The organism is Nocardiopsis sp. iso_238 (assembly GCF_056173325.1).
This window is the reverse complement of sequence record NZ_CM149668.1, coordinates 3,384,757-3,397,169: the sequence shown is the minus strand read 5'-3', so window position 1 is coordinate 3,397,169 and position 12,413 is coordinate 3,384,757. Positions and strand designations below refer to the sequence as shown.

The 12,413-nt window shown below is 70.8% G+C and carries 10 protein-coding genes; 4 read left to right on the top strand and 6 right to left on the bottom strand.

Annotation, left to right across the window (positions count from 1 at the left end; translation table 11 throughout):
- Window positions 1-46: 46 nt before the first annotated feature.
- Window positions 47-1,429 carry a GH1 family beta-glucosidase gene (locus tag AC0VYL_RS15255; RefSeq protein ID WP_475480536.1) on the top strand — a complete coding sequence of 461 codons (1,383 nt, stop codon included), beginning with the start codon at window positions 47-49 and terminating at the stop codon, window positions 1,427-1,429.
- 184 nt (window positions 1,430-1,613) lie between these two features.
- Entirely contained in the window at window positions 1,614-2,180 is a 567-nt protein-coding gene (locus AC0VYL_RS15250) for a TetR/AcrR family transcriptional regulator (RefSeq protein ID WP_475463093.1), read from the top strand.
- Between the two features lie 6 nt (window positions 2,181-2,186).
- Here AC0VYL_RS15250 and AC0VYL_RS15245 read toward each other — a convergent pair whose 3' ends face one another.
- From AC0VYL_RS15245 to AC0VYL_RS15230, 4 genes are all read right to left on the bottom strand, one after another.
- Window positions 2,187-2,414 (bottom strand): hypothetical protein, encoded by a 228-nt coding sequence (locus AC0VYL_RS15245; RefSeq protein WP_475453572.1) that lies wholly within the window; start codon window positions 2,412-2,414, stop codon window positions 2,187-2,189.
- A 293-nt stretch (window positions 2,415-2,707) separates the two neighbouring features.
- A complete protein-coding gene (locus tag AC0VYL_RS15240) occupies window positions 2,708-4,465 on the bottom strand; it encodes a hypothetical protein (RefSeq protein ID WP_475480535.1) in 1,758 nt (585 codons plus the stop codon).
- A gap of 721 nt (window positions 4,466-5,186) precedes the next feature.
- Entirely contained in the window at window positions 5,187-6,878 is a 1,692-nt protein-coding gene (locus AC0VYL_RS15235; RefSeq protein WP_475453568.1) for an SLC13 family permease, read from the bottom strand.
- Between the two features lie 173 nt (window positions 6,879-7,051).
- The gene (locus AC0VYL_RS15230; RefSeq protein ID WP_475453566.1) at window positions 7,052-8,218 is read right to left on the bottom strand and encodes an enolase C-terminal domain-like protein; all 1,167 of its coding nucleotides are present in this window, start codon (window positions 8,216-8,218) and stop codon (window positions 7,052-7,054) included.
- 117 nt (window positions 8,219-8,335) lie between these two features.
- Between AC0VYL_RS15230 and AC0VYL_RS15225 the strand changes: the two genes are divergently transcribed.
- Window positions 8,336-9,037, top strand: a complete 702-nt coding sequence (locus tag AC0VYL_RS15225) for a GntR family transcriptional regulator (RefSeq protein WP_475453564.1) — start codon at window positions 8,336-8,338, stop codon at window positions 9,035-9,037.
- A 138-nt stretch (window positions 9,038-9,175) separates the two neighbouring features.
- On the opposite strand, the gene AC0VYL_RS15220 is transcribed toward AC0VYL_RS15225, so the two are convergent.
- Together AC0VYL_RS15220 and AC0VYL_RS15215 are read right to left on the bottom strand one after the other, a co-directional pair.
- Window positions 9,176-10,150 carry a phosphatidylinositol-specific phospholipase C gene (locus tag AC0VYL_RS15220; protein ID WP_475453561.1) on the bottom strand — a complete coding sequence of 325 codons (975 nt, stop codon included), beginning with the start codon at window positions 10,148-10,150 and terminating at the stop codon, window positions 9,176-9,178.
- Between the two features lie 422 nt (window positions 10,151-10,572).
- Complete coding sequence (locus tag AC0VYL_RS15215) at window positions 10,573-11,346, bottom strand: nucleotidyltransferase domain-containing protein (protein ID WP_475453559.1); 774 nt, start codon at window positions 11,344-11,346, stop codon at window positions 10,573-10,575.
- A 252-nt stretch (window positions 11,347-11,598) separates the two neighbouring features.
- Between AC0VYL_RS15215 and AC0VYL_RS15210 the strand changes: the two genes are divergently transcribed.
- Window positions 11,599-12,402: an SAM-dependent methyltransferase gene (locus AC0VYL_RS15210; protein ID WP_475480534.1), complete on the top strand. Its 804-nt coding sequence runs from the start codon at window positions 11,599-11,601 to the stop codon at window positions 12,400-12,402.
- Window positions 12,403-12,413: the final 11 nt, after the last annotated feature.

Here is a 12,413-nt window from a genome sequence, read left to right as displayed (position 1 = left end):
CGGTTCACCCGACAGGCTGGGAGCGCTCCCAAAACGAAGGGTCCCCATGCTCGCACCGCGACTCCCCGCCCACCTGCTGTTCGGTACCGCCACCGCCGCCTACCAGGTCGAGGGCGCTGCCACCGAGGACGGGCGCGGACCGTCCATCTGGGACACCTACTGCCGCACACCCGGACGGGTGGCCCGCGGGGAGACCGGCGACGTGGCCTGCGACCACTACCACCGCTACGCCGAGGACGTCGCCCTCATCGCCGGACTCGGCGTCGACCTGTACCGGTTCTCCGTCTCCTGGCCCCGTGTCCAACCCGACGGCCGGGGCGGCCCCAACGCCCGGGGCCTGGCCTTCTACGACCGCCTCGTCGACTCCCTCCTCGACGCGGGAGTGGAACCGGCCCTCACCCTCTACCACTGGGACCTTCCCCAGGCCCTGGAGGACGAGGGCGGGTGGCGGGTCCGCGACACCGCCCACCGCTTCTCCGAGTACGCGAGGATCGTCGCCGACCACCTGGGTGACCGGGTCAACCGCTGGATCACCCTCAACGAACCCTTCTGCAGCGCCTTCGTGGGACACGCGGTCGGCCGCCACGCCCCCGGCACCCGGGAGGGCGTCGGCGCCCTGGCCGCCGCCCACCACCTGCTCCTCGCCCACGGCCTGGCCGTGGGCGAGCTCCGGGCCGCAGGGGCGGGGGAGGTCGGCATCACGCTCAACCCCGACCACCTGGTGCCCGCGACCGGGTCCGAGGAGGATCGGGCCGCCGTCGAACGCGTCCGCACCCTCCACAACCGGACCTGGTTCGACCCGCTCTTCACCGGCGCCTACCCGGACAACGAGCGCGAGGTCTGGGGGCCGCTGGCCGACGCGTCCCACCGGAGGGAGGGCGACCTGGAGACCATCGGCCGACCCCTGGACTTCCTCGGCGTCAACTTCTACCGGCCGCTCATGTTCCGCGACGCCCCGCACACGGAACCGGACCCGGCACTGCGCACCGCGGTGGACGTCCGGGCCGAACAGGTGGAGTTCCCCGGGTCGTGGCGGCGCACCACCATGGGATGGCCCGTGGTGCCGGACAGCTTCGAGGAGCTGCTCGTGGACCTGGACCGCCGCTACCCGGGGCTCCCGCCCCTTCTCATCACGGAGAACGGCGCGGCCGAGCCGGACCGGCCCGACCGCGAGGGCCGGGTCCACGACGCGGACCGCGTCGCCTACCTGCGCGACCACCTGGCCGCCCTGGGGCGCGCGATCGAGGCCGGGGTGGACGTTCGGGGCTACTTCGTGTGGTCGCTGCTGGACAACTTCGAGTGGGCCTACGGGTACGAGCGCAGGTTCGGCCTGGTGCGCGTGGACTACGAGACCCTGGAGCGCCACCCCAAGGACAGCTACCACTGGTACCGGGACCACGTGGCCGCGCACCGGGCCCGCAGGGGATAGGGGGACCGCGACCCACAGGGTTCCCTGGTGGACCAACGGCGTGTTGGCATACGTTCCGATCTGGGGCAAGCTGGAGGGCGTTGGCACACGAGGGCCGTGGGGGCTCATGACGGACGGATCTCACATGACGGCGCCGCAGGACGCGAGTTCGGGGACCAGCGGGAGCCTCCGGGCCGCGCAGCGCATGCTCCAGTTGCAGAACAGCCTGGTGGAGCTGCTGCGGACCAAGCCCTTCAGCCAGATCACCTACAAGGAGATCACCGAGGGCGTCGACATCGACCGGTCCACCGTCTACCGGTACTACAACCACAAGAACCAGGTGCTCCAGGCCGCCGTGGACGTGCGCCTGACGGCCTTCGCCTCCCAGGTGGACCTCACCTTCGGCCGTATGGAGTCCATCGACGGCTACATGGGCCGCCTGGTGGACGCCTGGACGGGGCTGTGGGTGGAGTCGGGCGCCCTGCTCGCCGCCGCCTCGGGCCTGGGCGCGGAGCCGGGGGAGCAGCGCCGGTGGTGGCGCGAGCGGACCGAACCCTGGATCGAGGCGGTCCGCGAGGCGATCGAGGTGGGCCGCTTCGTCGAGGAGCTGCCCAAGGACGGGCGCCCCGCGCTGCCGCTGGCCGAGATGACGGTGGGGCTGTGCCTGTCCACCTTCAACAACGAACTCACGGTGCGGCACACCCCCGAGCACCGGGAGATGGTGCGGGACCTCCTGCTCGACGCGATCCTGCGCACGATGGGCCGCAGGTAGGAGGCGTCAGGCCGGCTGTCGGGCCAGTTTGCCGAAGGAGCCGACGACCGCTCCGAAAGCGAACATGGAGGCCTCGTCCTCGTCCATGTGCACGATCCCCGCGGGGACGCGCACCCGGTAGGGCTTCTCCTCGGCGGGCAGGATCTCCAGCCCGTCGATGATGCCCTGGCCCTCCAGCATCAGGAGGGCCTCCCCGACACGCCCCGTACGGTCTCCCCGCGCCCAAATCGACATGCGTTCACCCTAACTACAGCGCGTGGCCGACAGCGGATCCGATCCGGCTCCAGGACGGTCGCGCCGTGGGATCCCGGGAGGTTCGCGGCAAAGCGAACCCGACCTGGAACACCCGGTTCGCGACCCCCTGGCTACCCGTCCGGATTGGGGGACTCTGTACCCAGTGATATCACCGACGGTGCAGTTGCACGTGCATACGCATGTGAGTGTGGCCGGAAGCGGCCACAGGCCGGGGATGTGACTCATGACCCGTTGTTCGGAGCCCGAATCCGGGTACGAGGCGGCGTTCGGCCTCAGCGTGACAGGACGGTCATCTCCCCGCCGTGCGCGTCGAGGGCGGTCAGTTCGACCTCCGCGCCCGGAGGCTCCTCCGAACGCGGGCCCCTGACCGCCAGCACGCTCTCACCGTCCCCGGCCGCGCCCTCGGCGCCGCCCTCCACCGTGAGGGAGGCGGCCTCGCGGGAGGCGGCGGCGAGGTAGTGCCACCGGCTGTCGTCGTCCCGCCACCACGTGCCCGCGGCCACCTGGCGGTTGAGGTTGCTGCAGTCCCAGCCACCCTCGCGTTCCCCGGCCACCACGGCTCCGGTGCCCTCATCGGTCCGTGTGACCAGTACGGCGCGGGCCAGCCCGCCGCCGTCGTGTCCGCCGAAGCGCACGCAGGTCCAGCGGCCCTCGCCGCCGCCGGGCAGTTCCTGGACCGCGAACTCCCACGCGGTCGCGGTGCGTACCGGCTCCTCCGGAGCCCCACCGGCACAGGCCAGGTCGCCCCACAGGTCGAAGCCGCGCTCCGCGTCCAACACCTCGTGCGGGCCCAGCCGCCTGATCTCCGCGGGCGGGGGCGGCATGTACCCCAGGTGGGCGGTGTCCAGCCCGCCCAGGTCGATGGCCGAGTACGGTTCGCCGTGCGCCACCTCGGGGGCGCGCAGGCGCAGCACCGGGCCGACGCCGCAGTACCCGCCGGTGGGCAGGGCCTCCGTCACCCCGTCCTGGAGACGCACGTCGGACCAGTCGGCGTCGGCGTTCCCGAGCGGGGCGGTGGCGGCCTCCGTCACCCACGGCGGGAGCAGGTAGTGGGTGCCCTCGCCGGTGTCGGCGAGGCGCAGGGCGGGCCAGTTGGCCACTCCGTTCGCGGGTTCCGCGAAGACCTCGACCAGCTCCGTTCCCGCCCCGTCCCGTCGCGTGTAGCGCGCGACCCGCGGGCCGTCGTGCAGAAGGACGACCTCGCGGTCGGCCACCGCGCCCGCGAACAGCACCCGGGGCGCACCGGGCGGCAGTCCCCGTTCGTGGGACTCCTGCTCCGACCAGGCCGTCAGCGCCCGTCGGAGGAGCGCGTCGTCCTCCACGGCAGCGCCCCGGGGGTGCCAGGCGTTCAGGTCCAGCCGGAAGCTCTCCCGCCAGGTGTCCGGTGCGGTGGCGGAGGCGAGGCGGGGCGGGGCGGCCGTGAGGGTGGCGGAGCTCGTCCCACCGCCGGGATCGGCGGTGGTGAGTCCCAGGGCGGCCACCACCAGGACCACGGCGCCCGTACCAGCCACCAGTCCGCGCCGGTGCAGCCACGATCCCCGGCCGCTCACCCGCACCACCGTGGGGTCGGGCAGGAGCGGGGCGGACGGTGCCCGCCGGGCGCGTTCCACGGCGGTGGCCGGGTCCCGGACCCCGACGGACCTGAGGAGGCCGGTGGCGGCCCGCGTGTCCAGGGACTCCAGCCGCATCAGGGTGTAGGCGGCGCGGGCGGGCGCGTCCAGCCCGTCGAGCGCCTCCAGGGAGCGTGCCTCACCGCCGACCCCGTCCACCGGGGAGACCCGTAGCCCCGCCTGGCCGCGGGGGTGCCAGCTCCGGGGGCGGAGCGACCTGCGCAGAACCCGGCGGCGGGTCCTCGCGTACTCGTGGGGGCGCGGATGGCGGCGGCCGCGGGGCAGCGCCCCGGTCACCAGCCGGTGGGCGTCCTCCAGCAGGCCGGGGGAGTCGCCGTGCCCGGAGAGCGTGGCCAGGGCGAGCAGGACCAGGGTCCGGTAGGGGTTGCGCGGGAGAGCGGTCTCCGGTGTCGGGGGCATGACACTCCTAGGCGGAAGGGGAGCTTCCTCAGACAGGGGGTATTTCGGAGCGAGCCTAGGGAAAGCGTCGTGGCGGGTTCACCCGAACGAGAATTCGTGTCCGATAGGCCGGAAATATTCACCGATCAACGACGGGGATTCCGAACTTCAGGTAGACAAGCCGCGCAAACAAGAAATCTACGACATAAAGGTGCGGCTCTCGGGTGTGTGATCCACCCGAGAAACTTGCCGAATTCACGCACGAGGACGGGGGACGAGTCCGTACTCTGGACCCGCGTGACCGCCGGTGCGGAACGCGGTGGACGGGTGATCCGCACCGGCGACCACCAGAGTCGTGCCCGGAAACGGCCCCCCGGCCGCGGATCACACGGGCACGCGCGGTGGTGGAGCGGTCGGCGGGTGGTCGAGCCCCGGGAGCGGCACGGTGTTCGTCACCGCCAGCGGCCCGCACGGCCCGCGCGCAGGTGTGCGGTCGGCCGGGTCCCCGCCGTACTGCGGGGTGGAAGGTCCTCGTGGACGGGAGTCCACACCCTTCGGGCACGTGTCCGCGGCCTTCCGAGCGTGGTCGAAGGAGCCCGGAAAGGGCGGTCGAGCACGCTCGGAAGGCCGTCGTGTCGTGTCCGACGCGGCCTCGACCACGGCGGGGACGACGGTGTCGGTCAGAGGACCGTTCGTGGCCACGGTGTCCTGGCCGTTCGGACCAGGGAGAGGGCCCGCCCGGTCACTGGAACGCGGGGGGAAGGGTCATCAGGTCGATTCCCCACAGCCACGGCAGTACATAGAGGGCGCCCCCGACGATGAGGGCGAGGGCGACCCAGTTCACCCAGAAACCGACCCTGACCATTTCCATGATCGACAGTTTCCCCGTGCCGAACATGATCGCGTTCGGCGGGGTTCCCACCGGGAGCATGAACGCGCAGTTCGCGGCCATCGCGCAGGGGACCATCAACGCGTACGGGTGAATGTTCAGCGAGATCGCGAAGGCGGCCATGACCGGGAGGATCATCGTCGCCGTCGCGGCGTTCGAGGTGATCTCCGTGAGGAACAGCACGAGCGCGGTGGCGATGACGATGATCAGCACCACGCTGATCCCGTCGAGCGTGCGCAGTTGCGTCCCGATCCATGAGGAGAGGCCGGTCTCGACGAACCCGGCCGCGATGGCCAGGCCGCCGCCGAACAGCAGGAGGATGCCCCAGGGGATCCTCTTCGAGTCCTCCCACTGGAGGATCCTCTTGTCCCTGCCGCCGCTGGTCGGCAGCGTGAACAGGGCCACCGTGGCGGCGATCGCGATCACACCGTCGCTGATGCCCGGGAGGAGGTCCTCCCAGAGGAAGGTGCGGGTCACCCACATGAACGCCGCGGCGAGGAAGACGGCGAACACGATCCGCTCCTCGGTGGACGTCCTGCCGAGGGCCCTCCTCTCCCTCCGGATGATCTCCTTTCCGCCGGGAAGGTGTTTGAACCGGACCCTGAACTGGACGCCGGTCAGGTAGAACCAGGTGAAGGCGAGGAGGGCGACGGCGATCGGGACGCCGAACAACATCCATCCGCCGAACGAGACGCTCTGCCCGAAGAGTTCACTGGAGGTCGCCGCGAGGATGGCGAGCGGTGGTGTGCCGATCAGCGTCCCGAGGCCTCCGATGGTGGCCGCGTATCCGATGCCGAAGACCATGGACTTCTCGAACTTCGGCAGGTCGTCGGCGTACTCCCCGCCCCGCAGCGAACGGGCGGCCTGGTAGGCGACCGCCAGCCCGACCGGGATCATCATCATCGTGGCGGCCGTGTTGGAGACCCACATCGACAGGAAGCCCGTCGCGACCATGAAGCCGAGGACGATGCGGCGCGGACTCGTACCGATGGCCGAGACGATCGTGAGGGCGATGCGTTGGTGGAGGTTCCACTTCTCCATGGCGATCGCGATGGAGAACCCGCCTAGGAAGAGGAAGATGATGTCGTTGCCGTAGGCCGAGACCACGGCGTCCCCGTCCAGCGCGCCGGACAGCGGCAGCAGCACGATGGGGAGCAGGGACGTGACCGGGATGGGAATCGCCTCGGTGATCCACCACGTCGCGACCCAGAGAGTCGTGGCGAGGACCGCCCGACCCTCCGGGGAGAGCCCCTCGGGGTGGAAGAACAGCAGCGTCAGCACGAACAGCAGCGGCCCGAGGACCAGGCCGATGACCCGGGCGGGCGTGTACCCGGGATCGGAGCCGTCGGGCCCTTCGGCCGCTTCCGAGGCCTCGGCCCCTCCCTCGGCCTCGGCGGGACCGCTGTCCCCGCCCGCGCCCGCGGTTGACGCCACCAGCTCCGTCCGCCGAGGCGTCCCGCGCCTCGAGAACGTCAGTAGCTCCTTGATCTGCCGGTGTGAATCCCACAGGCTTCCCCACAGGGAATGCGGATGGGAGTGTGCCATTGCTGCACCTTCTCTGGTCTTCGGCTCGGCTCGACCTGCCGCAGGAGGTCGGTTCGGGGGTTCGGACGGTCATCGGTGGTGCGGGGGACCGGGGCCCTGGCACGTCGCCTCGGAGCAGCCGGGCGTGCTGGCGGGAACGGGCGCCCGTGTCCCGTGCGCCATCGGTCGGACGGCTAGTCGTGCAGGCCCCGGAGGACCTCGTGGAACTTCGCCTTGCCCTCCAGCCCGATGCCCGGGAGGTCGCCCGGCGCCACACGGCCGCGGGTGATCACCGCGTCGTCGGTGAAGCCGCCCGTGGGCTGGAACTCCCCGGGGTAGGACTCGTTGCCGCCGAGTTTGAGGGCCGAGGCGATGTGCAGCGAGAACTGGTGCCCGCCGTGCGGGACGCAGCGGCGGGAGGACCAGCCGTGCAGGGAGAGCATGTCCAGGACCCGGCGGTACTCCGTGAGTCCGTAGCTCAGCGCCGGGTCGACCTGGAGGAAGTCGCGGTCCGGGCGCATGCCCCCGTAGCGGATCAGGTTCCGGGCGTCCTGCAACGAGAACAGGTTCTCCCCGGTCGCGATGGGATTGCGGTAGTGCTCCGACAGCGTCGCGTTCAGTCCGTAGTCCAGCGGGTCCCCGACCTCCTCGTACCAGAAGAGGCCGTACGGCTCGATGGCCCGGCCGTAGTCCAGGGCGGTGCGCAGGTCGAACTTCCCGTTGACGTCCACCATCAGGCGGGACCCGTCACCGCCCAGGACGTCGATGACCGCCTCGATGCGCCTGAGGTCCTCGGCCAGGTCGGCGCCGCCGATCTTCATCTTGACGATCTCGTACCCGGCGTCGAGGAAGCCGCGCATCTCGTCCTGCAGGTCCCCCAGGGTCTTGCCGGGAGCGTAGTAGCCACCGGCGGCGTAGACGAAGACGTCCTGGTCCGGGTCGCCGTCACCGTAGTGATCGGAGATCCACCGGTACAGCGGCACCCCCGCGGCCTTGGCGGCGAGGTCGTGCAGCGCCATGTCCACCACGCCGACGGCGACGGAGCGTTCACCGTGTCCACCGGGCTTCTCGTTGCGCATCATGACGTCCCACGCACGGGCGGGTGAGAGTTCACCGTGCTCGTCCAGCAGTTCGTCCGCCGTGGCGTTCCGCAACCGCGGGAGCACACGCTCGTTCAGGATGGCCGTGGCGTTGTAGCGCCCGTTGGAGTTGAAGCCGTAGCCCACCAGGGGCCTGCCGTCGACCACCACGTCACTGACCAGGGCCAGGATCGTGCAGTCCATCTTGCTGAAGTCGATGTACGCGTTGCGCATCGACGAGCTGATGGGGATGGTGCCGACGTGGGCGGAAACGATTCTCATGAACTTCCTTCTGCCGTACAACGACTTATAAGACCCTTATAAGTACGGGGCGGAGTCTAAGCTGCATGAGACGGGGGTCACAAGCCCGTGAGGGAAATTTCTGTGAGAGAGGTCACGATGACCAGCGAGAACGCCTTCTCCAGCAAGGGCGGGCTGGCCTATACCGAACTGCGCCGCCGGATCACCTCCGGCGAGCTCGCCCCGGGGTCGCGCCTGTCGCAGTACGCACTGGCCGAGGAGCTGGGGATGAGCATCACTCCGCTGCGTGAGGCGATCAGACGACTGGTCAGCGAGGAATGGGTCGTGATGGACGCTCACCGTGACGTGCGCGTGGCGCCCATGAGCGCCTCCGAAGCGCGCGAACTGCTGGAGGTCCGCTTCTCACTGGAACCGTCGGCCACGGAGCTCGCCGCTCTCCGCAGGACGGAGAGGGAGATCGCCGCGATGCGGGCGGCCGCCGACGAACTCCTGCCGGTCACCCGCACCTGGGGCGAGGACGCCATCACGGCGCACCGGGCCTTCCACCGGGCGATCTACGCCGCCTCCCACAACAACGTGATGGTCAGACAGCTGGACGACCTGTGGGACAAGGCCGACCGGTACCGGCGGATCGGCCTGGAGCTGCCCGCAGGCGCGGAGCCGCGCACCATCGACCTGAAACAGCACCACAGAATCCTGGAGCTCGTCATCGCCGGCGACGGCGCGGCCGCCGCCGCCCTGGTGCGCTCGCACATCCGCAACAGCCTCGGGGCCGTGGTCACGGACGTCCTCGGGGGACTGGAACGCGCCTACCACCCCATCGCCGCGCGATCGACCTGAGATCCCCCCTTCGGGAAGTCGTTCGCCCGACGGGCCGTCGACGCGGACCGCGCCCGGGTCGCTCGGCACGAACGACCCGGGCACGACCGGGTGGGCACCCACGGGGGGATCCGCATCGGCGGCCCCTCCGCGAACGGCTCAGCCCGGGTTGTGCGCGATGACCAGGTCGGTCAGTTCCTGGCTGGGGAAGTCCATGACCACCACACCCGTGCGGGGAGCCGCCACCGGACGCAGGTGGTCCACCGCGCGGGGGTTCACGCCCCGGATGCCCAACGCGCCCCACGCGACCTCACGCGGGTTGGCCCAGGGGGCGCCGCTGCCGCTGAGGTGGTTGACGAACAGGACGTCGTCGGCGCCCGCGGCGGTCCGCTCGAAGTGGTCGCGGGCCTTCTCCCACTTGGCGGGGACGTCGAAGAGCGTGGGCACCCGGTAGTCGTCCTGGATGTCCAGGGAGGAGCCGTTCCAGTGCACGCCGTAGTCCCGGGACGCGGAGAAGTCCTGCACGATGACGATGCGGCCCCGGACCTCACCGAGGTCGGGGACGCGGTCCGCGCCCTGCTCCGGCACCCACAGGCGTTCGGTCAGGACGTCCCGGGTGTCCGGGTTCTCCTCGATGTAGTGGTTCAGCGTCTCCTCGTAGCTCCGGGTGTTCTCCTCCTCGGTGTGCTCCTTCTTCATCCGCATGAGCACGGTCTCGGAGGGGTTCGCGTCGAGGAAGGCGCCGACGTCGGTGACCACGTCGGTGAAGTTGAGGTTCAGGTACTCGACACCGTGGTGGATGGGGAAGGCGTCCCGGTAGTGGCGGGTGCGCACGTCGAGGAAGCGCACCCCGGAACCGAGCTGCTCGGAGAGGGTCAGGTCCTGCGTGCGCGAGAACACGGAGCCGGTCCAGGCCCCGGTGTCGTGGGTGCCGGGGACGGACAGCGCCGCCAGGTTGGTGCCGTCGGGGATCGGGGCCATCCACGCGGCGCGCGACGCCGACGGGTTCTCCTCGGCGGCGGCAGGGGCGGCGGGCGAGAGCGCGGACAGGAGCGAACCGGTGAGGAGGAGGGCCGCCAGGACCGGCCCGGAACGTCGGGGGAGCGCCACGGCGGCGGTGGGGAGGGTGAGCATGGGGGTCCTTCGTGAGCGGGGGTGCGGCCCCGGGAACGGGCCGCCTTCACCCTGCCACGCGGCGGCTCCGTTGGCATCCCCCCTTCCCCGCGCCGTCGGCGGAGGGCGGGTGACGGGCGCCCGTACGGCGCACCCGTCAACCCGGTGCTGGGACGTCCGGCCCTAGCGCGTCTTCACGAGGGTCGCGATGAGACCGGAGATGATCATCATGGACAGGCTGACGATCATGAGCACGAACGCGATCGTTCCGATCATGGTGTTTCCTTCACTGTGTCGTCCCCCGGGCACCGTGGCCGTTTCCCCGGCGCCCGGCACACCGGGACACCCGGAGTCTCGGGCGCGGCATGTTACCTCTTCGGTGCATCACCCTATCTCTCCGTCGCGGGGACGCCGCGTCGGGTGGCCGCTCTGACCAGCGTGGTTCAGCTCTCGTTCCAGAACCGCTGGTAGGTCCGGACCAGCCAGCGGTCCGCCCAGCCCGTGTCGGGTGCCGCGGGCAGGTGGGAGGCCCGGCACAGGTCCTCCAGGCGGCTCTCCAGCTCCCCGGCCCGTTCCAGGGCCTCGTCACGGGTGTGCTCGCCCCGGCGCAGTCCCAGCAGCCAGCTCCGGTCGGGTTCGGGCATGGGCAGGGTGATGCCGCCGGACTCCATCAGTTCCACGCCCTGGAGGCCCAACCGGACCATGTGGTAGGCGTACTTGGTGTCGAAGCCGTGCCTCTCGACCAGCTCCGGACGGTTGGTGTGCCTGCCGCCCCGGGTGCCCGCCATGCGATCGCGCTGGGCGCGCAGGTAGCCGAGGAAGCGCTCGCCCGCGCGCCGGGACAGGAAGCGGTGGGCGTTGGCGCGCAGGTCACGGCCGACGGGGGTGAGGGTGACGATCTCGTCCTCGGGGACGAAGAGCGGCAGCAGGACGGTGGGGTTGCCCTCCAGTGCCAGGCGGGTCCACTTGCGCAGGGAGTAGACGGTGAGGTCCAGGTCGCCGGGACCGGAGCGGACGTGTTCGCCCTGGTCGCGGAGGATGAACTGCTCGAAGGCGCGCAGACCGATGACGTACTCGGGCGGCTCGACGCAGATGCCCATCTCGTCGCGGTCGTTCTGCCCCTCCAGGTTCAGGCCGTGGACGACGGAGCCGACCTGGCACCGCAGGACGGTGCCCCGTGCGGCGATACGGGCGAACTCCTCGCTGGAGTGCTTCACCTGGGCCTCCCGGTTCGGTGGGTCGTGCTGCGCAACCTATCGGGGCGGCGGAGGGGACCACGAACCGTTTTCGGTGCCTGTCACCCGATGCGAGCCCGCATCAGAGGGCTCATGGGCGTACTGGAGACAACAAAACACCGATTTCCCGCCAAACCAGGGCCCAAGGTTCTTGCCGGGCACGCCCGGCGTCCGTTTAGCTGGTCCCGTACCCCGCCCGGCACCGGCCGGGCCCGGCAGTGGAGAGCAGGACCCGTGCCCCCCGAGAACACCGAAGCCAGGATCGACACCACCGTCCCCCACAACGCCAGGATCTGGAACTACTGGCTCGGCGGCAAGGACAACTACCCCGTCGACCGCGAGATGGGCGAACAGATCCGCTCGTTCTTCCCCGAGATCGTCGACAACGCGATCGCCGACCGCGCCTTCCTCGTCCGCGCCGTCACCCACCTGGCACGCGAGGAGGGGATCCGGCAGTTCCTGGACGTGGGCACGGGTCTGCCCACCCACAACAACACCCACGAGGTGGCGCAGTCGGTGGCGCCCGACTCCCGCGTGGTCTACGTGGACAACGACCCGCTGGTGCTCACCCACGCCCGAGCCCTGCTCACCGGCTCCGACCAGGGCGTGACCGACTACGTCGACGCCGACCTGCGCGACCCGGACTCCATCCTGGCCCCGGCCGCCAAGACCCTGGACCTCGACCAGCCGGTGGCCCTGTTGCTGCTCGGCGTGGTCAACTTCGTGGCCGACGACGCCGAGGTGCGCGCGATCCTGGACCGGCTGCTGGACGCGCTCGCCCCCGGCAGCTACCTGGTGGTCTCGCACCCCACCGACGACATCGACCACGAACGCGCCCACCAGGTGGCCGCCGCGTGGAACGAGAAGGGCACCCCCAAGATCACCATCCGCACGGCGGCGGAGATCGAGGGGCTCTTCGACGGCCTGGAACTGCTGGAGCCGGGCGTGGTGTCCTGCTCGCTGTGGCGGCCGGGACCGACCGAGGTGGGCACGCTCCGCCCGGTCGCCGAGTACGGCGGTGTGGCCCGCAAGGCCTGACCGACCCACCC

Coding starts and splice junctions, on each gene's coding strand:
- AC0VYL_RS15255 (WP_475480536.1), top strand. CDS start 47: ATGCTCGCACCGCGACTCCCCGCCCACCTGCTGTTCGGTACCGCCACC.
- AC0VYL_RS15250 (WP_475463093.1), top strand. CDS start 1,614: ATGCTCCAGTTGCAGAACAGCCTGGTGGAGCTGCTGCGGACCAAGCCC.
- AC0VYL_RS15245 (WP_475453572.1), bottom strand. CDS start 2,414: ATGTCGATTTGGGCGCGGGGAGACCGTACGGGGCGTGTCGGGGAGGCC.
- AC0VYL_RS15240 (WP_475480535.1), bottom strand. CDS start 4,465: ATGCCCCCGACACCGGAGACCGCTCTCCCGCGCAACCCCTACCGGACC.
- AC0VYL_RS15235 (WP_475453568.1), bottom strand. CDS start 6,878: ATGGCACACTCCCATCCGCATTCCCTGTGGGGAAGCCTGTGGGATTCA.
- AC0VYL_RS15230 (WP_475453566.1), bottom strand. CDS start 8,218: ATGAGAATCGTTTCCGCCCACGTCGGCACCATCCCCATCAGCTCGTCG.
- AC0VYL_RS15225 (WP_475453564.1), top strand. CDS start 8,336: ATGACCAGCGAGAACGCCTTCTCCAGCAAGGGCGGGCTGGCCTATACC.
- AC0VYL_RS15220 (WP_475453561.1), bottom strand. CDS start 10,150: ATGCTCACCCTCCCCACCGCCGCCGTGGCGCTCCCCCGACGTTCCGGG.